Annotated in this window: 16 protein-coding genes; 5 read left to right on the forward strand and 11 right to left on the reverse strand. The window is 67.0% G+C overall.

Annotated elements, in window-relative coordinates:
* Nucleotides 1–52 precede the first annotated feature (52 nt).
* The 7 genes from ACVT6V_RS05415 to ACVT6V_RS05445 form a co-directional block, all read right to left on the reverse strand.
* The gene (locus tag ACVT6V_RS05415; protein WP_489898785.1) at nucleotides 53–1,216 is read right to left on the reverse strand and encodes a thiolase family protein; all 1,164 of its coding nucleotides are present in this window, start codon (nucleotides 1,214–1,216) and stop codon (nucleotides 53–55) included.
* A complete protein-coding gene (locus ACVT6V_RS05420) occupies nucleotides 1,213–2,361 on the reverse strand; it encodes an acyl-CoA dehydrogenase family protein (RefSeq protein WP_489898786.1) in 1,149 nt (382 codons plus the stop codon). The genes ACVT6V_RS05415 and ACVT6V_RS05420 overlap by 4 nt, the downstream gene beginning before the upstream one ends.
* Nucleotides 2,362–2,388: 27 nt before the next feature.
* Nucleotides 2,389–3,537, reverse strand: a complete 1,149-nt coding sequence (locus tag ACVT6V_RS05425) for an acyl-CoA dehydrogenase family protein (RefSeq protein ID WP_489898787.1) — start codon at nucleotides 3,535–3,537, stop codon at nucleotides 2,389–2,391.
* Nucleotides 3,538–3,573: 36 nt separating this feature from the next.
* The gene (locus tag ACVT6V_RS05430; RefSeq protein WP_489898788.1) at nucleotides 3,574–4,776 is read right to left on the reverse strand and encodes a CaiB/BaiF CoA transferase family protein; all 1,203 of its coding nucleotides are present in this window, start codon (nucleotides 4,774–4,776) and stop codon (nucleotides 3,574–3,576) included.
* Nucleotides 4,773–6,080, reverse strand: coding sequence for an MFS transporter (locus ACVT6V_RS05435; protein WP_489898789.1), 1,308 nt, complete (start codon nucleotides 6,078–6,080; stop codon nucleotides 4,773–4,775). The genes ACVT6V_RS05430 and ACVT6V_RS05435 overlap by 4 nt, the downstream gene beginning before the upstream one ends.
* Nucleotides 6,081–6,121: 41 nt before the next feature.
* On the reverse strand, nucleotides 6,122–6,916 hold the full coding sequence (locus ACVT6V_RS05440) for an enoyl-CoA hydratase/isomerase family protein (RefSeq protein WP_489898790.1): 795 nt from the start codon (nucleotides 6,914–6,916) through the stop codon (nucleotides 6,122–6,124).
* A gap of 108 nt (nucleotides 6,917–7,024) precedes the next feature.
* Nucleotides 7,025–8,041: a LysR family transcriptional regulator gene (locus ACVT6V_RS05445; RefSeq protein ID WP_489898791.1), complete on the reverse strand. Its 1,017-nt coding sequence runs from the start codon at nucleotides 8,039–8,041 to the stop codon at nucleotides 7,025–7,027.
* 83 nt (nucleotides 8,042–8,124) lie between these two features.
* Between ACVT6V_RS05445 and ACVT6V_RS05450 the strand changes: the two genes are divergently transcribed.
* Nucleotides 8,125–8,817: a GAF and ANTAR domain-containing protein gene (locus ACVT6V_RS05450; RefSeq protein ID WP_489898792.1), complete on the forward strand. Its 693-nt coding sequence runs from the start codon at nucleotides 8,125–8,127 to the stop codon at nucleotides 8,815–8,817.
* Between the two features lie 197 nt (nucleotides 8,818–9,014).
* On the opposite strand, the gene ACVT6V_RS05455 is transcribed toward ACVT6V_RS05450, so the two are convergent.
* From ACVT6V_RS05455 to ACVT6V_RS05465, 3 genes are all read right to left on the reverse strand, one after another.
* Nucleotides 9,015–10,127 (reverse strand): NDMA-dependent alcohol dehydrogenase, encoded by a 1,113-nt coding sequence (locus ACVT6V_RS05455; protein WP_489898793.1) that lies wholly within the window; start codon nucleotides 10,125–10,127, stop codon nucleotides 9,015–9,017.
* A gap of 55 nt (nucleotides 10,128–10,182) precedes the next feature.
* Nucleotides 10,183–11,661: an aldehyde dehydrogenase gene (locus ACVT6V_RS05460; RefSeq protein ID WP_489898794.1), complete on the reverse strand. Its 1,479-nt coding sequence runs from the start codon at nucleotides 11,659–11,661 to the stop codon at nucleotides 10,183–10,185.
* A gap of 153 nt (nucleotides 11,662–11,814) precedes the next feature.
* Entirely contained in the window at nucleotides 11,815–13,488 is a 1,674-nt protein-coding gene (locus tag ACVT6V_RS05465) for a sigma-54-dependent Fis family transcriptional regulator (RefSeq protein WP_489898795.1), read from the reverse strand.
* A gap of 275 nt (nucleotides 13,489–13,763) precedes the next feature.
* Between ACVT6V_RS05465 and ACVT6V_RS05470 the strand changes: the two genes are divergently transcribed.
* Nucleotides 13,764–15,143 (forward strand): hemolysin family protein, encoded by a 1,380-nt coding sequence (locus tag ACVT6V_RS05470; protein WP_489898796.1) that lies wholly within the window; start codon nucleotides 13,764–13,766, stop codon nucleotides 15,141–15,143.
* The gene (locus ACVT6V_RS05475; RefSeq protein WP_489898797.1) at nucleotides 15,140–16,156 is read left to right on the forward strand and encodes a CNNM domain-containing protein; all 1,017 of its coding nucleotides are present in this window, start codon (nucleotides 15,140–15,142) and stop codon (nucleotides 16,154–16,156) included. The genes ACVT6V_RS05470 and ACVT6V_RS05475 overlap by 4 nt, the downstream gene beginning before the upstream one ends.
* 407 nt (nucleotides 16,157–16,563) lie before the next feature.
* Here ACVT6V_RS05475 and gluQRS read toward each other — a convergent pair whose 3' ends face one another.
* Nucleotides 16,564–17,487 (reverse strand): tRNA glutamyl-Q(34) synthetase GluQRS, encoded by a 924-nt coding sequence (gene gluQRS / locus ACVT6V_RS05480; protein WP_489898798.1) that lies wholly within the window; start codon nucleotides 17,485–17,487, stop codon nucleotides 16,564–16,566.
* Between the two features lie 34 nt (nucleotides 17,488–17,521).
* Here gluQRS and ACVT6V_RS05485 point away from each other — a divergent pair, with 34 nt between their 5' ends.
* Nucleotides 17,522–18,577, forward strand: a complete 1,056-nt coding sequence (locus tag ACVT6V_RS05485; protein WP_489898799.1) for an ATP-dependent DNA ligase — start codon at nucleotides 17,522–17,524, stop codon at nucleotides 18,575–18,577.
* 1 nt (nucleotide 18,578) lies between these two features.
* Nucleotides 18,579–19,643, forward strand: a complete 1,065-nt coding sequence (locus ACVT6V_RS05490) for a DNA polymerase domain-containing protein (RefSeq protein ID WP_489898800.1) — start codon at nucleotides 18,579–18,581, stop codon at nucleotides 19,641–19,643.
* Nucleotides 19,644–19,731 lie beyond the last annotated feature (88 nt).

Here is a 19,731-nt window from a genome sequence, read left to right on the forward strand (position 1 = left end):
TTCCGGGTGGGCAACGTGCCGACACCACGAGGACGAGCCGGTCGCGGCGTGACTACCCGAAGGAGAGAAGGTTTTCGAAGACCGTCGCGTTCGCCATGCCACCGCCTTCGCACATCGTCTGCAGCCCGAAACGCTGTCCCTCGATCTGTAGGTGATGAAGGAGAGTTGTCGCCAGGCGGGCTCCGGAGCCGCCCAGTGGATGGCCGAGAGCGATGGCGCCGCCGTTGATGTTGACCCGGTCCGGGCGGGCGCCGGTTTCTTTGAGCCAGGCCTGCACGACGCTCGCGAAGGCCTCGTTGACCTCGAACGCGTCGATCTCGTCGAGGCCCAGGCCGGCCATGCGCAGTGCCTTGGCGGTGGCCGGGATCGGACCGGTCAGCATCGTCACCGGGTCGTCGCCGACACAGGTGGCGGTGTGTACTCGGGCCATCGGGCTCAGCCCCAGCTCTCGAGCCCGCTCGCTGGTCGTGACCAGCACTGCCGCAGCACCGTCGGAGATCTGCGAGGCATTGCCCGCCGTGATCCGACCGTCCTGGTCGAAGGCCGGTGCCAGCGAGCCGAGAGTGTCGAGGCTGGTGTCGCGGCGGATGCCCTCGTCGGCGATGATCAAGGTGCCGTCAGGCAGTTCGACCGGCGCGATCTGCTTGATGAAGCGACCGTCATCGTCAGCCGTCGCCGCCCGCCGATGGGACTCGAGGCTGTATTCGTCCAGTTGTGCCCGGCTGAGGCCGTAACGCCTCGCGATGATCTCGGCTCCCACACCCTGACTGAACTCGACGTTGTCGTAGCGTCGGGAAACACCGGGGCCGAACGGTACCCCGGGGCCTGCCCGCTTCGCCGAGCCCATCGGTACCCGCGTCATCGACTCGACCCCGCCGGCGACGACGAGATCGGCGTGACCGGCGATCACCGAGGCGGCCGCGAAATGGATCGCCTGCTGACTGGACCCGCACTGACGATCGACGGTGGTGCCGGGGATGTGTTCGGGCCACCCGGCCGCGAGGACCGCACTGCGCGCGATGTTGGCCGACTGCTCGCCGACTTGGCTCACGCAGCCCCAGATCACATCGTCGATGTTGTCGGCGTCCACGCCGGTCCGCTCGGCCAGCGCGGCGAGGACAACCGCCGACAGGTCGACGGGATGGATTTCTGCGAGAACGCCTTTGCGGCGCCCGACGGGTGTGCGGACGGCGTCGATGATGACTGCATCTCTCATGGTGATTCCTTACGTGACGGTGCTTGATGCTGTGTGAGGTGGCGCGCGAGGTTGCGTTCGTGGAGTTGGGAGGCGCCCTCGTAGATCCGCAGCGCGCGGACGTCGCGCCACATCCGCGGGACCGGGCTTTCGCCGACGATGCCTTCGCCGCCGAGGATCTGCACCGCCCGGTCGGCGACCTCCGAGGCCATCTCGGTGCAATACAGTTTCGCGGCCGAGATGCGATGGCGAGGGGGGTTCGAGCGGTCGAACTCGCGGGCACAGTCGAGGACCAGGGCACGTCCGGCCTCGAGCTCGGCGTAGCTGCGCCCCAACATGGCTGCGACGGAGCCGAAGTCGGCGATCGGTTGACCGAACTGCTCCCGCTGCGCCCCGTGTCGCGCCGCCTCGCCGAGCAGTCGCGTCGCCTGGCCGACGGCGGTCGCGGCCACATGCGTGCGGGCATGATTGATACCGCGCATCGCCTGCTCGAGCCCCTGACCTTCGGCACCGCCCAGGAGCGATTCTGGTCCGACGTGCACACCGGAGAGCTCGATCTCGGCGACCGGACCCTCGGCGTGCCCGTTCATCTGATCGGGCAGACGGGTGGTGACGCCGGGCGCGGCGCGGTCGACGATGAACGCCGACAGCGCCGCCGAGTCGGGGTCGGTGCGGGCGAACACGAGCAGGACGTCGGCCCGGGCCCCGTTGGTGATGTAGCGCTTGGAACCGTCGAGTACCCAGCCGTCGGCGGTGCGTCGGGCCAACGTCTGCACGGCTGTCGCGTCGGTGCCGGCCTGCGCCTCGGTGAGCGCGAAGGCGGCGACACATCGTCCGTTCGCCATGTCGGCCAGGTACATCGCTCGCTGTGCGTCGGTGCCGAAGGTGGCGAGAGCCTGCGACACCAGCCCGATGGTCGTGGAGAAGCGGGAGCGGTAGACCGCGGAGGCTCGGGTGAACTCGAAGGTCAACCGCACCTGCTGTTCGACGGACCAGCCCAGACCGCCGTGCTCGCGAGAGAGTGTCATACCGAACAGTCCGAGCTCGGCCATACGGGCGACGAGTCGGTCGGGGACATGGCCGAGCCGGACCATCTCGGGTTCACCGGGAATCAACTCCTCATCGGTGAATCGCTCTATGATGCCGAGGTATTCGTCGAATTCCATTGTGCGGATGGTGTCGGAGATCATCGTTCACAGCCCCATCGATCGCGAGATGACGCTTTTCATGACCTCGCTCGTACCGCCGTAGATGCGGCTGACCCGGGCATCGGCGAAGAGCCGGGCAATCGGATACTCCCGCATGTAGCCGTAGCCACCGTGTAGCTGCAGACAGCTGTCGATCACCCGCGATTGCATCTCGGTGCAGAACAGTTTGGTCTTTGCGGCGTCCGCGGCGGTGAGTGAGCCGCCGTCGAGGGCGAGGAGTGCGCGGTCGACCAGGGCCTGTGCGGCCTCGATCTCGGTGGCGCACTCGGCGAGAACGAATTTGGTGTTCTGGAAGTCGGCGACACGCTTGCCGAACACCTTCCGATCGGCGACGTAGTCGGCCGCCAGTGTGAGCGCGGCCTGCGCGGTCGCGGTGGCGGTCACCGCAATCGTCAACCGCTCCTGGGGGAGGTTGTGGGTGAGCATGGCGAACGCCTTGCCCTCGACACCGAGCATGTTCCCGGCCGGGATTCGAACATTGTCGAAGTGCAGTTCCGCGGTGTCCTGGGCCTTGAGGCCGAGCTTGTCGAGGTTGCGGCCGCGGGTGAATCCGTCCATGCCGTTCTCGACGACGAACAGCGACAGGCCTTCGCGACGGTCCTCCCGGTCACGTCCGGTTCGGGCCACCACGGCGATCAGGTCCGCGTTGATGCCGCCGGTGATGAATGTCTTGGCGCCACTGAGGATCCAGTCGTCGCCGTCGCGGACAGCGCTGGTCGACATGCCCGCGAGGTCCGAACCGGTACCGGGCTCGGTCATCGCGATCGACGCCACCAGTGAGCCATCGGCAAATCCGGGAAACCACCGTGCTCGCTGCGCGGTGTCGGCGTATTCCAGGAAGTACGGCAGGACGGTGCTGAGGTGCACCTGGAGGCCACCGAGGGTGGCGGCGGCGTATCCGGTCTCCTCGATGACGATGGCGTTGAACAGGAAGCTGTCGATGCCGCCGCCCCCGAACTCTTCGGGGATCTGCAGTCCGTTGATGCCGAGTTGGGCTGTTTTGGTGAACAACTCGCGTGGCACCTTGCCGGCGGCCTCCCAATCGGCGATGTGTGGAGCCACCTCCCTGGCAATGAACTGCCGTACTGCGGAGCGGAAGTCGTCGTGGTCAGCGGTGAACATGGTGCGATCCATGGGGTCCTCTCGATGATGGGTTGTCGGATTCTGGTCTCAGAAATCGTCGCCGGGCTGGTCAGTGCGGACCACGCCCGCGGCGATGAGATCGTCGACCGCGTTGCGTGCGTAGCCGAGGTCGGCGAGCAGCTGCGCGGTGTGCTGGCCGAGCACGGGTGCAGCGGCCGCGGGGGCATGGGGAATACTGCCGAGATGCCACGGCGATCCGAGAGTCGTGTGTTCGACACTGTGGCGGTCGACGACGTCGACGAAGATTCCGGTCGCCTCCACATCCGGGTTCTTCCTCACCTCGCTGTAGGAGCTGATACGCCCTGCCACAACGCCGTTCGGCGTCAGCAGGTTCATCGCCTCATCGCTCGTCATGGTGGCGAACACCGACCGCAGTTCGGTCAGCAGTGCCGGACGGTTGCGTACCCGTGCCTCGTTGTCGGTGAAGCGTGGGTCATCGGCCAGCTCAGGGCGCGCGAGCAGCGCGCAGAGGCGGGCGAAATGCGTCACCGAATAGGCCGACACGACGATCGCGCCGTCGCGGGTCGGCATCACGTCGGCGGCGGGAGCGACGGTCGGTTGGCCGTTGCCCTTGCGCGTCGGTTCGTTGCCGGTCAGCAGGTATTCGCCCCAGTTGGGCCCCTGCAGATGCACCGCAACCTCCAGCAGCGAGGTCTCGACGGTGTCGCCTTCGCCGGTCCGCAATCGCCGGACATAGGCACCCAGGACGGCCTGCGCGAAGACATGTGCTGCAGCCGAATCCACCACCGGGAATCCCACCCGCTGCGGTTCACCGTCGGCCTCGCCGGTCACGGACATGATTCCGCTCTCGGCCTGTGCAGCGATGTCGAGGCCTGCCCGGTCCTTGGACGGTCCGTGGAGACCGAAGCCGCTCACGGTGGCGTAGATGATGTTCGGGTACCGGTTGCGGACCTCCGCGGCGCCCAGGCCGAACGACTCCATCACGCCCGGCCGCAGATTCTGGACCACGATGTCGGCGTCCGCGATGAGTTGCCAGGCGATCTCGCGGCCCCGCTGATGCTTCAGATCGATGGCGATGCAGCGTTTGTTGCGATTGTAGGTTCGCAGGATGGCCTCGCCGTACACGCCGATCAGCCGGGATGATTCGCCATGCACGGGTTCGACTTTGACGACGTCGGCGCCGAGGTCGACCAGGATCTGGGTGGCGGCGGGCGCGGCGATGAACTGTCCGAAGTCGATCACGCGAACGCCGTCGAGAGGGCGCGTCATCGGATCGCCTCCGTGGTGCGGGCGGCCAGACGGGCGATGTCGCGCTCCGGCCGGACGAGCACGGTCGCGATCGCACCGCCGACGGCCATCAGGATGCCCGTGAGTGCGAATCCGTGTCCGTAGCCGGTGATCTTGTCGGCGGCGTTGTCGACGAACCAGCCGAGGACGAGGGGAGCGATCACGCCGGCCATGCTGTAGAAGGCGACGAGGAAGCCGAGGACGGTGCCGCGTTTACGTGGGTGGACGACGTCGGCGATCGCAGTGAAAGCGACGGCATACGCGGCCGAGTTGAGAGAGAATGCCAGCGAGATGAACAGCATCTGCAGCAGACCGCTCGGCAGAACGGTGAACGCGAACATCGAGACACCTGCTGCCACCACGAGTCCGCCGGCGAGGTAGCCCCGCGATATCCGACGGGACACTCCGCGTGCGGTGAGACGGTTCGACAGCAGCCCGGCACCGATGGCGGCGACTGCGGCGAATGCGTAGGGCAGCATGATCAATCGACCCGCGGTTTCGGTGCTGTAGCCGAGTCCATCGGACAGATAGACGGGCAGCCAGGCCACTTTCAGCGTTGTGGACCAGTAGGAGAAGAACGTCAACAGGGCGATTCCGATCACGGTGCCCGTGGTGAGCAGCTGCCGGTAGGAGGCCTCGACGAGTTCCGTTGATCCCTTGGCGGTTTCGGTGAACAACTGCGCCGGTGCATCTCTACCGAGGATGATCCAGGCGACGACCCACACGGCGCCGAACCCGATGAGCACGCCGAAGGCCGCGTGCCAGGACCAGGTGACGATCACCCAGGTGAGCACCGGAGCGGCGAGTAGCGGCCCGACGGACGCGCCCGCGGTGACGATGCCGCCGGGCAGGGCCCGCTTCTCGGGTGGGAACCACGAGTGCACCGCATGTGTGGCCAGCGCGTACGCGGGCCCTTCGGCGAACCCGAGAACGATGCGGCACACCAACAGCACACCGAAGCTGACCGGTCCGAGAAGGGGGACCATCGTGATCACCCAGACCAGCATCAGTGCTGCGAGGAGCCATCGCGTACCGATACGGGAGGACAACGCCCCCAAAATGATCGCCCCGGCTGCGAACAGCCAGAAGAACGCGCTCTGCAGCAGGCCGAACTGGCCGGGGGTGATGTCCAGATCCTGTTGGATGTGAACGCCGGCGAAACCGAGTGCCGCCTTGTCGGCGAAGTTGAGGAGCAGGAAGGTGAAGAGCAGGCCGGTGATCACCCAGGCCCGGGCGTAGGAGGGTGCCTGTGTGCGGGCGTCCGCAGGCGTGAGGGTATGTGTCATGAGGGACTCCGAAACGGGAGAGAGGGAAACGGGACGCCGGATCAGCGGCCGGCGAAGACGGGGACGCGTTTGTCGAGAAATGCCGCGGCGGCCTCGCGTGCGTCCGCCGAGTGGAAGCAGTGCACCATGCGGTGCACCTCGTCTGAAAGATATTCGGTCAGTGGGGAAGTCGATGCCTGAAGCAGGTTCTTCTTCATCGACGACAACGCGAGCGGAGCCGAGTCGGCAAGTCGGTGGGCGAGCTCCCCGGTGGCGGTGCCCAGGGTCTGCGGATCGGTTGTCGTGGTGACCAGGCCGATCCGAAGGGCCTCGGCCGCAGACAGTTTCCGTGGCGTCAAGAACAGCTCTCGGGCCCGGCCGGCGCCGACGATGCTGCTGATCAGCCACACTGCGCCGAGGTCGCCGGACAGGCCGGCGTTGACGAACGCGGTGCTGAACACCGCTCGATGAGTGGCGATGCGGAAGTCGGCGGCCGCCGCGAGGGACAGACCGGCGCCGGCGCACGCACCGTCGACCGCGGCGACGGTGATCTGCGGCAGTTGATGAAACGCGGCCAGCATGGCGCTGACCTCGCCGAGCCGCGCGACATCGTCGGGAACGGACCGGCCGCGCAGCGTCCGGGATTGCGGTGGGGCGGCGAGGTCGGCGCCCACGCTGAAGTCCGTCCCGGCGCCCGTCAGGACCACGACTCGGACCTCGGGAGAGTGGGTGAGTGTTGCCACGATGGAACTCAGTTGTTCGAAGATCGGGAAGGACACCGCGTTGCGCCGTCCCGGATTGTCGAGCGTCACGGTCGCGATGGCGTCATCCACGTCGTACTGGACTCCACCTCTCATTGCTGCTCCTTGGGTGTCGGGAATGCCTGTGAAGTGGCACACACCCATTGAAGGATGAGCAATCGACTACGTCAAAGACTAGAAATGAGGTGGATTGACTGTAATTGCCTATCGGTTACGTGGTCGGATCTCGGCGTCTCGTAGATTCCGGTCCCGAATACGCTCGTCGGCTTTCCGGGCCGTGAGCGCAGCCGCCTCGACCAGGGGCAGTCCGTTGCGGATGTTTCGCTCGATGCCGTCGATCCACAGCTGCATCGACCCCTTGACATACGCATGGAACGCCGTGGTGGCTGCGGTGACCCGGCCGGGGCGACGGGCCAGCCCCAAGGGTCGGGACAACGCCGGTGACAACTCTCGGACGACTCCGCCACGAAAACGGGCGTCGAGCCCGACGCGAAGCGAGACGATCGCGGCGCCGCCGCCCGAGAGCACCATCGGTAGCACCGCACCGCGCTGCGGCACCTGGATGACGATCCGCGGCTCGACGCCGTGTTCCCGCAGCGAGGCTTCGATGTAATCCCTTGTCACCGTGCCTCGTTCGCCCATGACAAAGGGAACGCCCGCCAGCAAAGAAATAGGCGTCGGATCAGGCCAGTGCGCATCGGTTCCCGGGGGACACACGAGAACGAACCGCTGCTTGACGAGTTCCTCGGTGACCAGCTCGTCGCCGGGGAAGGGCAATTCGGATATCCCGATCTCGCAGGCACCGGAACGGACCAGTTCGATGATGTCCGCCGAGTCATCGCGCTCCTCGACATGGAATCTGATGTCGGGATTCTCGGATCGGTAGCGGGCCACCCACACCGAGAGCGGGTCGGTGGACAGATCCGACAAAGTCGCGACGTCGATGCGTCCCCGGTTGCCCTGGCCGACGCTGCGTACCGCGTTCTCGGCCTCCTCCGCCTCACGCAGAATCGTGCGCGCCGGCCCGATCAACGCTTCACCGGCGGGCGCGAGAACCAGACCACGCCCCACCCGATGGAACAGTTCGGTCCCGAGGTCCTTCTCGAGTTTGCGAATCGACTGCGACAACGACGGCTGTGCGACGTGGAGTGCGGCGGCGGCCCGGTTGACTCCGCCGTACTCGACGACCGCCAGGAAGTACTCCATCTGACGCATGTCCATGATGGGAACGGTAGTACGACGGTTACGGTGGCCGTTTACGGTTGAGAGGTCCCAACACGGGGTGTGGAGGAGGCGAGAATACCGTGAGTGTCCATCAAGCGATAGCCGATCTGGCGCGCACTTTGCATGCGGTACCGGAAACGGACCGAGCCGCTACCGACGTGGTGCTCGAGGCCATCACCGCGGGCGCGCTCGAGCATGTGCCCGGCACCCGGTACGCCGGTGTGCTCGTGGTCGACCAGAAGAAACGTGTGTTCGACACGATCGCGCCCACCGACCAGATCATGGTCCGGCTCGACCAACTGCAACGGGACACCGGGCAGGGCCCGTGCCTGGAGGCCGCATGGGAACACCACATGGTGCGTTCCGACGACATCGCCACCGATCCCCGATGGCCGGAACTATCTGTGCGCACGATCGCCGAGACACCTGCCCGTTCGAGTCTGTCCTTTCAGTTGTTCACCCACCGGGGCTCGATGGGCGCCCTGAATCTGTTCTCGGACAGGGTCGGCGCTTTCAACGAGGAGTCCGAGGAGATCGGGCTCGTCTACGCCACCCACGCCGCTCTGGCGCTGTACCGTGCCCGTCAACAGGGCGACTTCCGCAGCGCGCTCGCCAGCCGAGATCAGATCGGGCAGGCCAAGGGCATGATCATGGAGCGATTCAAGATCGATGCGATACAGGCATTCGAACTGCTCCGCCGGCTGTCCCAGGACAGCAATACCCCGCTCATCGACGTGGCGCGTCAGGTCATCGAAGCCGAGGATGTCGGCTGAGTCGCGCGCGACGCGGGCGGCGCGGGCGGCGTATCGAAACCACCTGTTGTGGGGGTGATCTCGATACGCCGTCTCGCTGCCGCTCGCCGGCTACTCGATCAGCGGAAGGTGCCGCTCGCCGGCTGCTCGAATCGGCGGAAGGACCGACGGGTGATGGTGCTCGCTGATCGATCAGCGGAAGGATCAGCGGGTGTGGATCAGCTGTCGTGCACGATCACCCCGCGAATGTTCTTGCCGTCACGGAGATCCTGGTAGCCCTGATTGACCTGGTCCAGCGTGTAGGTGGTGGTCACAAGTTCGTCGAGCTTGAGCTGGCCGGTGTCGTAGAGACGCAGCAGTCGCACGATGTCGTACTGCGGGTTCGCGGACCCGAACAGGCTTCCCTTGATGGTCTTCTCGTTGAGTGTGAGGTCGATGCCCGGCCAGTGCACGGTGAACTTCTCCGGACTCGCCAGTCCGGTGATGACGACCGTGCCGCCCTTGCCGACGGACCCGATCGCGGCCGAGACCACATCCTCGTCGACGGTGCCCACGGTGACGATCGCACAGTCGGCGCCCTGACCCCAGGTGATCTCGGTGATCGTGTGCTGGGCCTCGGCGGCCGAGGCAAACGAGTGCGTGGCTCCGAACTTGATCGCCGTATCCCGTTTGAAGGCCACCGGATCCACCACGACCACATACTTGGCGCCCGCATGGACGGCGCCCTGCACCGAGTTGATGCCGATGCCGCCGATGCCGTAGATCACCACGGTGTCGCCGGCGCGCACGTTGCCGGTGTACACCGCCGAACCCCAGCCGGTCGGCACACCGCAGCCGACGAGCACGGCCTTGTCCAGCGGGAGCCAGTCGTCGACCTTCACCACCGAATGCTGTGAGATGGTGGCGCGCTCGGAGAAGGTGCCGAGCATGCACATGCCGCCGAAGTCCTGGCCGTTGCCGTGGAATCGGAACGTCCCGTCCGGCAGCGAGCCCTCCAGGATGGTGGCGCCCATGTCGCACAACGACTGTCGGCCGGTGGAGCAGTACCGGCAGGTGCCGCAGTTCGGGATGAAGCTGCACACCACGTGATCGCCGGGTTTCACCTTGGTGACGCCGGGGCCGATCTCCTCGATGATGCCCGATCCCTCGTGGCCGCCGACCATCGGGAACCGCGGCGGCAGATCACCGTCGGTCAGGTGCAGGTCGGAATGACACAGTCCCGCGGCGGTGTACTTGATCAGCACCTCGCCTTCCTTGGGGCCGTCGAGATCGAGCTCCATGATCTCGAACGGCTTCCCGACGTCGAGCAGGACAGCTGCCTTGGTCTTCATGGTGTTCCTTTCCTTGTGGGGTCAGCGGGGTTGGTGGGGTCAGAGGGTCAGGGGGTCAGCGGTAGATAGACTTGACGTTCTGGTATGCGGCAAGGCCTTCCGGTCCGAGTTCGCGACCCATGCCGCTCTGTTTGACACCGCCGAACGGTGCGATCGGGTCCGGCAGGTAACGGTTGATGCCGATCGTGCCGGTCTGTACCGCGCGCGCCACGGCCTGCGCACGTTCCGGGTCGCTGCTCCAGACCGTGCCGCCGAGGCCGAAATCCGAGTCATTCGCGATGGCAACGGCATCGGCATCGTCGGAGTAGCCGATCACCGACAGCACCGGACCGAAGATCTCCTCGCGGGCGATGGTGGCGGTGTTGTCGATGTCGGCGAAGACGGTCGGCTGGACGAACCAGCCGTCGTCGAGTCCGGCGGGACGCCCACCACCGGTGGTGATACGGCCGCCTTCGCTGCGGCCCTGCGCGATGTAGCCCTCCACCCGATCACGGTGGCGCGCGGTGGCCATCGGGCCGATCTGGGTGCCCGGATCGCGCGAGTCACCGATGACCATCGATTCGGAGAACGCGGTGAGTACGTCGACCACCTCGTCGTAGCGCGAACGCGGTGCGAGGACGCGGGTGCCGAGGAAGCAGGTCTGGCCGTTGTTGGCGAGGGTCGCGACGAACAGATCGTTGCCGATGGTGGCGAGGTCGAGTTCGGCGTCGTCGAGGACGATGGTCGCCGACTTCCCGCCCAGCTCCAGCGTCACCGGGCGCAGGAGGCGTCCGCAGGTTTCGGCGATGGAGATGCCCGCAGCCGTCGATCCGGTGAAGGCGACCTTGTCGATCCCCGGGTGGGACACGAGATGCGCGCCGACCTCGCGTCCGCCGGGGACGACGTTGATCACGCCGTCCGGCAGTCCGGCCGCCTCTACGGCCTCGGCCAGCACGAATGCGTCGAGCACCGTCTCCGGGGACGGTTTGATCACCAACGTGCAGCCGGCTGCGAGCGCGGGGGCGAACTTGAAGGCGGCGAGGGTCTGCGGGAAGTTCCACGGGACGATCGCCCCGACGACCCCTATCGGGCTGCGGGTGACCTCGACGACGCCACCGAACATGCCTTCGCGGACATCGGCGGTCTGGTTCTCGATGAGGTCGGCGTAGTAGCGGAGCAGGGTCGACGGGTAGACGGCCTCGAGCTGCCCGGCCACCGCGATCGGCATCCCGTTCTGTGCCGACACCAGTCCGGCGAGCTGATCCTTGCGGGCCTCGAGTTCGTCGGCGAATCGGCGCAGGTGCCGAGCCCGGTCCGCAGCGGGCAGGCCCGACCACACGGACGGATCGTCGAATGCGGCCCGGGCCGCGGTGACGGCGGCGTCGACGTCGGCCACCGAGCCGTCGGGCACGCTGCCGATGACCTGGCCGGTGTTGGGTGAGGTCACCTCGATGCGGCCGGTACCCCGCGGTTGTTCCCAGCGCCCGCCGATGAACAGCTGGTCATGGGCGAGGCCCTCGTCCGGGATCAGGGCGGTCGGTGTGGCAGTGCTCATGGAAACCTCGATCTCTCGATGTGCAGTGATGACCATCACTGTTGTGGCGTGTGCCGGTCATCGTCACATCGAAAGCGCAGCGCTAACTGTCCGAGATCCGTACACCTGCCGGACACGGTTTGGCTCGGCGCCGTCGGCCACCGGGCCGGAGGTTCATGGCGTGATCCCGAGGGCGCGGATGCGGGCGTAGAGGGTGCTGCGGCTGATGCCCAATCGTTGGGCGGCATGCACCTTGTTGCCCTGGCAGTGGCCGAGCGCGTCGATGATGGCCTGGCGTTCGGTACGGTCGCGCATCGACAGGGTCGCCGCCTTGGTGGAGAGCCGATACCGCTCGGGGAGGTCGGCGAGCTCGATGTGACCGGCAGATCCGCGGGCGGCGGCGGTGTCGGCGGCCTGCTCGACGACTCGACGGAACTCGGTCAGGTTGGCGGGCCAGTCGTGGGCCATCAGCGCATCGACCGTCGCTGCCCCACACGTGCTCCCCGGACGTCGGGCGGTCGCGAAGAACGTGGCGAGCGCGCCGATGTGCTCGGTTCGGTGCCGGATCGCGGGGAGGGCCGCCTGTTCGTCGCACAGAGCGGTGACGGCGGCAACCGCCGGTCGGGCATCGGCCGAGGGGCCGCTGATCGCGATCACCGGCTGGATGCGGTCGGTGAGCATTCGGCGCACCAGCGCCAGTGCGGTGTCGGCGAGGAGGTCCAGTCCGTCGATGACCAGCACCTCGCCGGCCGCCCGGGCCTGTGTCGCGACGCGCGGGAGATCGACGGCGTCGCCGGAGGTGATCACCTCGGCGACGTCGAGGCGCCGTGCGGCACGTCCGTACAGCGCCCGAGTGGCACCGGTGGTCCGTCCGGTTCCGGCCTCGCCCGTCAGCGCCAGCGACCGCGGCGCGGCGACGGTGCCGGGGTCGAAGACGATCTCGGGGAACAGCGCATCGGGTGAGCGGCGATCGAGTCGCTCTCCGCGGGGGACCGGCCGATGCGCTGAGCGCGATGCGCGCAGCGTCACCACCGCGGCCCCGGGCGCGCCGGGCACCGCGTGGCCCGACAGTGTCACCGGGATTCCTGACGTGAGCAGCATCGTCTCCGGAAACGACGTCGACACTGCGGCTGCCAGCGCTTTGAGCGCGCCGATGTCCGAGGTGTCGAGGAGCTCGGTGGCCAACGTGTTGGTCAGCAGCAGATCGTCGCCCACCGCGACCACCGCGGCGTCACGTCGGCCCGATGCCAGGTGGAACGCGCCCAGGATCGCCCGGTGAGAACTGCGCGAGGTGTCCAGCAGGCGGGCCTGGATGTCGGAGACCAGCCGGCCGACGAAGGACTGGAACAGCGGATTGACGGCCGAGCTGATCTCGGTCATGCAGAGGATGCCCTCGAGGCGCCGGGTGGTGGGATGCACGATCGGCCGCCCGTAGCAGCTCAGATGCTTGTACATCTCCAGGAAGTGCTCGGCACCGTTGACGGTCAGCGGGGCGCGGGTTTCGACGGGGGTGCCGAGGGCGGTGGTGCCCACCGACTCCTCGTCCATCGTCGATCCCAGCACCGCCCCCAGCCGGCTGATGCTGTGCTCGACCTGCGACCCGCCGTAGACGCTCGCGACGATTCGGGAGTCGGCATCGGTGAGCAGTAGAGCGATGTCGGCGTCGGCGAGTTGCTCGGACGCGGCGTCGAGCACCGGGCGGGCGGCACGCAGCACCAGATCGGATCTCGCCAAGTCCTCATCGACCAGAACGTCGGGCACGGCATCCGGGGCCAACCCATTCCCCACCGACCGGCGCCAGGAGATGTCGATCTCCGGACGCAACGGCGGCTGTGCCGCGCGGACCATGCCCAACCGCCCTTCTGGTGACGTGTGTCACACCATCATGGCAGATGGTGGACGTCCCATCGTCTCCGTGGCGCCTGGTGGGAACTCGCCGCTCGGCGAATACGTTCCATTCTCGTGGAGCCGCTATGTGTCCCAGCGTTGTGACCGTCGGCTCCTTCACCGTCAACCGACCCGAGCGAGAAAGACCTGATGAGACGCGCGAAGCGCCGAAAACGCCGACGATCTGACCTATCCCGACCCAGTGAGCAGCTGGGCACGAGTCATCGGAGCCGGCCGTGCTGACGCTCCTCGGTATCGCAGTCGGCATTCTGGTCGTCCTCGCCATCTCCGCGTTGACCGGCTACTTCGTGGCGCAGGAATTCGGCTACATGGCGGTCGACCGCTCCCGCCTCAAAGCTCGCGCCGAAGCCGGCGACAAGACCGCGGCCCGCGCCCTGTCGGTCACCCGCCGCACCTCCTTCATGCTGTCCGGCGCGCAACTCGGCATCACTGTCACCGGTCTGCTGGTCGGCTACGTCGCCGAACCGCTCATCGGCAGTGGTGTCGGTGACCTCCTCGGCGACGTCGGCATCCCCGTCGGTATCGGCGTCGCGATCGGCACGGTGATCGCGATCGCGTTCTCCACCGTCGTCCAGATGGTGTTCGGCGAGCTGTTCCCCAAGAATCTGGCCATCGCCCGCCCCGAACCGGTGGCGCGCCGGCTCAGCCGATCGACCACCGCCTACCTGGCCGTGTTCGGCTGGTTGATCGCACTGTTCGACAAGTCGTCCAACCTCCTGTTGCGTGCCCTGCGGATCGAACCGGTCCACGACGTCGAGCATTCGGCCACGCCCCGCGACCTCGAACACATCGTCGCCGAATCCCGTGATGCCGGAGAACTGCCGGCCGATCTGTCCACCTTGCTCGACCGCGTCCTCGACTTTCCCACGCGCACTGCCGGACACGCGATGATCCCCCGCACCCGTGTGGACACCATCCGCGCCGATCGGCCGGCAGCCGATGTGCTGGCGGCGATGGCGACAGGCCATACCCGTTACCCGGTCGTCGACGAGCGGGCCGAGGTGGTCGGCGTCATCCACCTACACGACCTGCTCGGCTGGTCCGCCGAGGCCGACCGCGCCGCGTCGTCGACGGCCGGCGACGTATGCCGCCCGGCGGTGATCGTCCCGATGTCGCTGCCACTGACCGGCGTGCTCGCCCACATCGATGCCGCGTCCGACGAGATGGCCGTGGTGATCGATGAATACGGTGGTTTCGCCGGGGTCGTCACCGCCGAGGACATCGCTGAGGAACTCGTCGGTGAGATCGATGACGAGCACGACCCGCTCGAACGGTCCCCGATCGAGCAGACCGGTGACGGATGGCAGATCGCCGGCGACGCCCACCTCGACGAGGTGTCCCGGGCGATCGGCATCGAGCTGCCGGAAGGGGATCATGAGACTCTCGCCGGGCTTGTGATCGCCGAGTACGCCGGCCTTCCCGCTGTCGGCGACCAGGTCACGATGACGCTGGAGCCCGACCCGGCGCTGCTGGCGCACCACGAGGAGGCGGAGCCTCGGACGGTGCACGTCCAGGTGCTCGAGATCGACAAGCACGTGCCCTCGAAGGTCTTGCTGACCGTCGACGCCACGGCGTCCGTTGGAGGCCGGGCATGAGCAACCCGTGGGTCGTGGTCGCGATCACCATCGCACTGATCGGCGCGAGTGCCTTTTTCGTCGCCGTCGAATTCGCGCTCATCGCGGCTCGGCGCCACCGTCTCGAGGATGCGGCACCAACCAGCCGATCGGCGCGGGCAGCGTTGCGCAGCGCATCGGAGCTGTCGGTGCTGCTGGCCGGTTCGCAGCTCGGTATCACCATCTGCACCCTCGCTTTGGGTGCGATCACCAAACCCGCTGTGCACCATTGGCTCACGCCTGCCTTCAGCAGCTGGGGCATGCCATTGTGGACCGCGGACGTCGCCGGATTCGTGCTGGCGCTGGTGATCGTCACCTTCCTGCATCTCGTGGTCGGTGAGATGGCTCCGAAGTCGTGGGCCATCGCGCATCCGGAACGGTCGGCCACCATGCTGGCGATCCCGATGCGCGCATTCATCTGGCTGACCCGCCCCGTGATCACCCAGCTCAACAGCCTGGCCAACTGGTGTCTACGCCGTGTCGGTGTGCAGCCGGTCGATCAGGTGGGGGCCGGTCAGGACTCGGAGACCCTGCGTCACCTCGTCGAACACTCGGCGACGGTCGGGACGCTCGACGAGCGCTACCACGCACATCTGTCCAGCGCACTCGAACTCGAGGCGCTGACCGTCGGCGACGTGGTCGGTTCCGAGGCCGTGAGCGCGGTGCCGCCAACCGCGTCACCTGCCGAGATCCAGGCGACCTCGCTGACGACCGGACATCGCCGTCTCCTGGTGTGGGACAAGGCCTCGGGCGGCGCAGGCATCGAGGGTGTGGTCCATGTCCGCGACAGCCTCGCCGCCGCGACCGACTCCTCGGCAGCCGACCTGCTGCGGCCGGTGCTGACCTTCGGGTCCGCCGTTCCGGTCTATGAGGCCCTCGCGACGATGCGCGAGACGCGACGGCACGTGGCGGTCGTCGTCGACGACGACCGGGTCCTGGGCGTGCTCACCCTCAACGACGTGCTGGAACTCCTGCTGGCCACCACGGCTGCCTGATCGGTTGGCCGGCGGTGCCTTCCCTCTGATCGGGTAGCTGGCGCGCGTTTTCCCGCTGATCGAGTAGTCGACGATGCCCTTCCCGCTGATCGAGTAGCCGACGAACGGAGTGAGGAGGCGTATCGAGATCGGGGTTGGCGTGGGTTTCGATACGCGACTCACTCTGTTCGCTGCTACTCAACCAGCGGGTGGGTGCCCTTCCCCGGTGATCGAGTAGCCGACGACCTCTTTCCGCTGATCGAGTAGTCGACGAACGGAGTGAGGAGGCGTATCGAGATCGGGGTTGGCGTGGGTTTCGATTCGCGACTCACTTCGTTCGCTGCTACTCAACCAGCGGGTGTCGCGACTCACTTCGTTCGCTGCTACTCAAACCGGGGGTGGTGGCGCGCCCTTCCCGCTGATTGCGATCACGTCCACTCGGCCTCCGTAAGAATCCACGGTTCCTTCGGCAATGCCTGCGGATCGAACCGTTCGGCGAGCATCGGAAGCGACACCGCCTCACCGGGTTCGGCCAGCCAGAGCGACTCCGCGATGCGCGACAACACCTGCTTGGCCGAGATGCCCTGGCCGGCGAGGTCGGCCAGGGTCACCGCACCGTCGCGTTTGCTGAGCCGGATGCGCTTGTCGTTGAGCACCATCGGCACGTGCGCATAGGTAGGCGGGACGTGACCGAGCAGCGTCGCCAAATAGGCCTGCCGCGGCGCGGACGACAGCAGGTCGGCTCCGCGTACCACCTGGTCGACGCCTTGTGCGGCATCGTCGACGACGACCGCCAGGTTGTAGGCGGGGGTGCCGTCGTTGCGTTGGATGACGAAGTCGTCGACCATCCCGCTGTAGCTGCCGTGCAAGGCGTCGACGACGGTGAAGTCGGGGACGTCGGTGCGGAGACGAATCGCCGGGTCCCGGCCGCCGGCTCGACGTTCGGCCCGCTGCGCATCGGTGAGGTCGCGGCAGGTGCCGGGGTAGGCGCCCTCGGGCGCGTGCGGCGCCGACGGCGCCTCCAGGATCTCGCGCCGCGTACAGAAGCACTCGAAGGTGCGGCCGTCCTCGCGCAGCCCGTCGATCACCGACTGATACGACGGCAACCGGTCGGATTGGTAGACCACCGGCGGGTCCCAGTCCAGTCCCAGCGATGCCAGGTCGGCGAGTTGTCCGCGATCGGCGCCGACCGCGGTACGATCCAGGTCCTCCATCCGGATGAGGAACGACCGGTCGGTGGTCCGGGCGAACAACCAGGCCAGCACGGCTGTCCGCAGATTGCCGACGTGCAGCTCTCCCGACGGTGACGGCGCATACCGGCCCGCCGGCGGTGCGGTTTCTCCCAGGTCCATTGCGGATGAGCGTACAAGTAGCAACTATGGAGCCGTGGACCTCCCGGTAATGCCGCCGATCGCCCCCATGCTCGCCAAAGCCGTCACCACGGTTCCCGATCAGCCCGGTGGTGATCCGGTGTGGTCATACGAGCCGAAATGGGATGGCTTTCGGGCCTTGATCTTTCGCGACGGTGACGAGGTGGCCATCGGCTCGCGCGGCGGCAAGGACCTCGCCCGATATTTCCCCGAGCTGGTGGCCGCCGCCAAGGCCGAGCTACCCGGCAAAGCCGTGGTGGACGGGGAGATCGGGGTGCCGGCGCTGATCGGGGATACCCACCGCCTCGACTGGGACTCGCTGGCCCAACGTATCCATCCCGCCGAATCACGGATCACCATGTTGGCGGAGAAGACCCCGGCGATCTTCATCGGTTTCGACGCCCTCGCACTGGGCAAGGCGAGCGTCATCGACGAACCGTTCTCGGTACGACGGGAGGCGCTGCTGCGGGCCATCGACCCCACCGACGGTGCCGACCGGACACTGAAGGTCAGCCGGGTGACCACCGATCCCGCCGTCGCGACCGACTGGTTCACCGCATTCGAAGGTGCCGGGCTCGACGGCGTGGTCGGCAAGCGGCTCGACGGGCGGTATGTCCCGAACAAACGGGAGATGGTGAAGGTCAAGCACAAGCGCACCGCCGACTGCGTGGTCTTCGGCTACCGCGTGCACAAGAGCGGCACCGGTCTCGGATCGATGCTGTTGGGGCTCTACGCCGACGGCGAGCTCCGCATGGTCGGAGGTGCCGGCGCGTTCTCCGACGCCAAGCGGATCGAGCTTCAGCAGATGTTCGAACCGATGCGCCTGGACCCCGACAAACCGGCGTCCGGCGAGCCGACACGGTGGCGGTCGGAGAAGTCGGGGGAGTGGATCCCGATCCGTCCCGAGCTGGTCGTCGAGGTCGCCTACGACCAGATGGAGAATCACCGCTTTCGCCACACCGTCAAGTTCCTCCGGTGGCGCCCGGACCGGGAACCGGAGAGCTGCACCTACGACCAGCTCGAGGTGCCACTCACCTACGACCTGCACGACGTGTTGGAAGGGGCGTCCTGACATGGCTTCTCGTTCCCCGGCCGAGGAACTCGACGTCGACGGGATCGCCGTCCGGCTGAGCAACCCGGACAAGATCTATTTCCCGCAACTCGGCGAGAGTGGCGGTCGCAAAAGGGATCTGGTCGGCTACTACCGGACGATGGCGCTGCAGGGCGCCATCATGACCGCGTTGCGGGATCGGCCGACCTTCCTGCAACGTTTCCCCGACGGCGTCGAGGGCGAGGAGATCTACCAGAAGCACATCGCCAAGAAACGGCCCGACCACGTCCAATCGACGCGCATCGTCTTTCCCTCCGGCAGAACCGGCGACGCCATCAAACCCACGGTGCCCGCCGACATCGTGTGGGGTGCGAACCTGGGCACCTTCACGTTTCACTCCTGGCCGACGCTCGACCCGGACAACGATCATCCGGATCAGCTGCGTATCGACCTGGACCCACAGCCCGGCACCAGCTTCGACGATGTCCGTCGGGTGGCGATCGAAGGTCTCGCGCCACTGCTCGAGGAGCTGGGCTACCGGGGCTACCCGAAAACCTCCGGCGGCCGCGGCATCCACGTCTTCGTGCCGATCGAACCCAAGTGGGACTTCATCGCGACCCGTCGTGCGGTGATCGCCGTCGCGCGCGAACTCGAACGCCGCGACCCGGACTCGGTGACCACGTCATGGTGGAAAGAGGAACGCGGAGAACGGATCTTCATCGATTTCAACCAGAATGCCCGCGACCGTACGATGGCATCCCCATACTCGGCACGCCGCAGCCCCAATGCGCGGGTGTCCACTCCGGTCACCTGGGCCGAACTCGCCGACGTCGATCCCGACGACTGCACCATCGCCACCGTCCCGGATCTCGTTGCGAAACGCGGCGATCCGATGGCTGACATCGCCGAGCACCGCCGCGGTCTCGAGACCCTGCTGGAGATGGTGCAACGCGACGACGCCAACGGTCTGGGTGACATGCCCTACCCGCCCAGCTATCCGAAGATGCCCGGCGAGCCGCCGCGGGTGCAGCCGAGCAAGAAGGTGGCCGCGCACTGGGACGAGAAGGGGAATCGCGTGGAAGACTGATTTTTCCGCTGGTCGAGTAGGTGCCGACTCGCACCCGTCCGCTGGTCGAGTGGGTGCTCGAGCCGCACCCATCCGCTGGTCGAGTAGG

This window comes from Gordonia sp. LMA167, assembly GCF_058130025.1.

Excerpts from the sequence above, each read along its gene's own strand:
- ACVT6V_RS05455 (WP_489898793.1), bottom strand. The coding sequence starts at position 10,127 with ATGAAGACCAAGGCAGCTGTCCTGCTCGACGTCGGGAAGCCGTTCGAG.
- ACVT6V_RS05445 (WP_489898791.1), bottom strand. The coding sequence starts at position 8,041 with ATGGACATGCGTCAGATGGAGTACTTCCTGGCGGTCGTCGAGTACGGC.
- ACVT6V_RS05415 (WP_489898785.1), bottom strand. The coding sequence starts at position 1,216 with ATGAGAGATGCAGTCATCATCGACGCCGTCCGCACACCCGTCGGGCGC.
- ACVT6V_RS05460 (WP_489898794.1), bottom strand. The coding sequence starts at position 11,661 with ATGAGCACTGCCACACCGACCGCCCTGATCCCGGACGAGGGCCTCGCC.
- ACVT6V_RS05435 (WP_489898789.1), bottom strand. The coding sequence starts at position 6,080 with ATGACACATACCCTCACGCCTGCGGACGCCCGCACACAGGCACCCTCC.
- ACVT6V_RS05440 (WP_489898790.1), bottom strand. The coding sequence starts at position 6,916 with ATGAGAGGTGGAGTCCAGTACGACGTGGATGACGCCATCGCGACCGTG.
- gluQRS (WP_489898798.1), bottom strand. The coding sequence starts at position 17,487 with ATGGACCTGGGAGAAACCGCACCGCCGGCGGGCCGGTATGCGCCGTCA.
- ACVT6V_RS05430 (WP_489898788.1), bottom strand. The coding sequence starts at position 4,776 with ATGACGCGCCCTCTCGACGGCGTTCGCGTGATCGACTTCGGACAGTTC.
- ACVT6V_RS05420 (WP_489898786.1), bottom strand. The coding sequence starts at position 2,361 with ATGGAATTCGACGAATACCTCGGCATCATAGAGCGATTCACCGATGAG.
- ACVT6V_RS05490 (WP_489898800.1), top strand. The coding sequence starts at position 18,579 with ATGGCTTCTCGTTCCCCGGCCGAGGAACTCGACGTCGACGGGATCGCC.
- ACVT6V_RS05465 (WP_489898795.1), bottom strand. The coding sequence starts at position 13,488 with ATGGTCCGCGCGGCACAGCCGCCGTTGCGTCCGGAGATCGACATCTCC.
- ACVT6V_RS05475 (WP_489898797.1), top strand. The coding sequence starts at position 15,140 with ATGAGCAACCCGTGGGTCGTGGTCGCGATCACCATCGCACTGATCGGC.
- ACVT6V_RS05425 (WP_489898787.1), bottom strand. The coding sequence starts at position 3,537 with ATGGATCGCACCATGTTCACCGCTGACCACGACGACTTCCGCTCCGCA.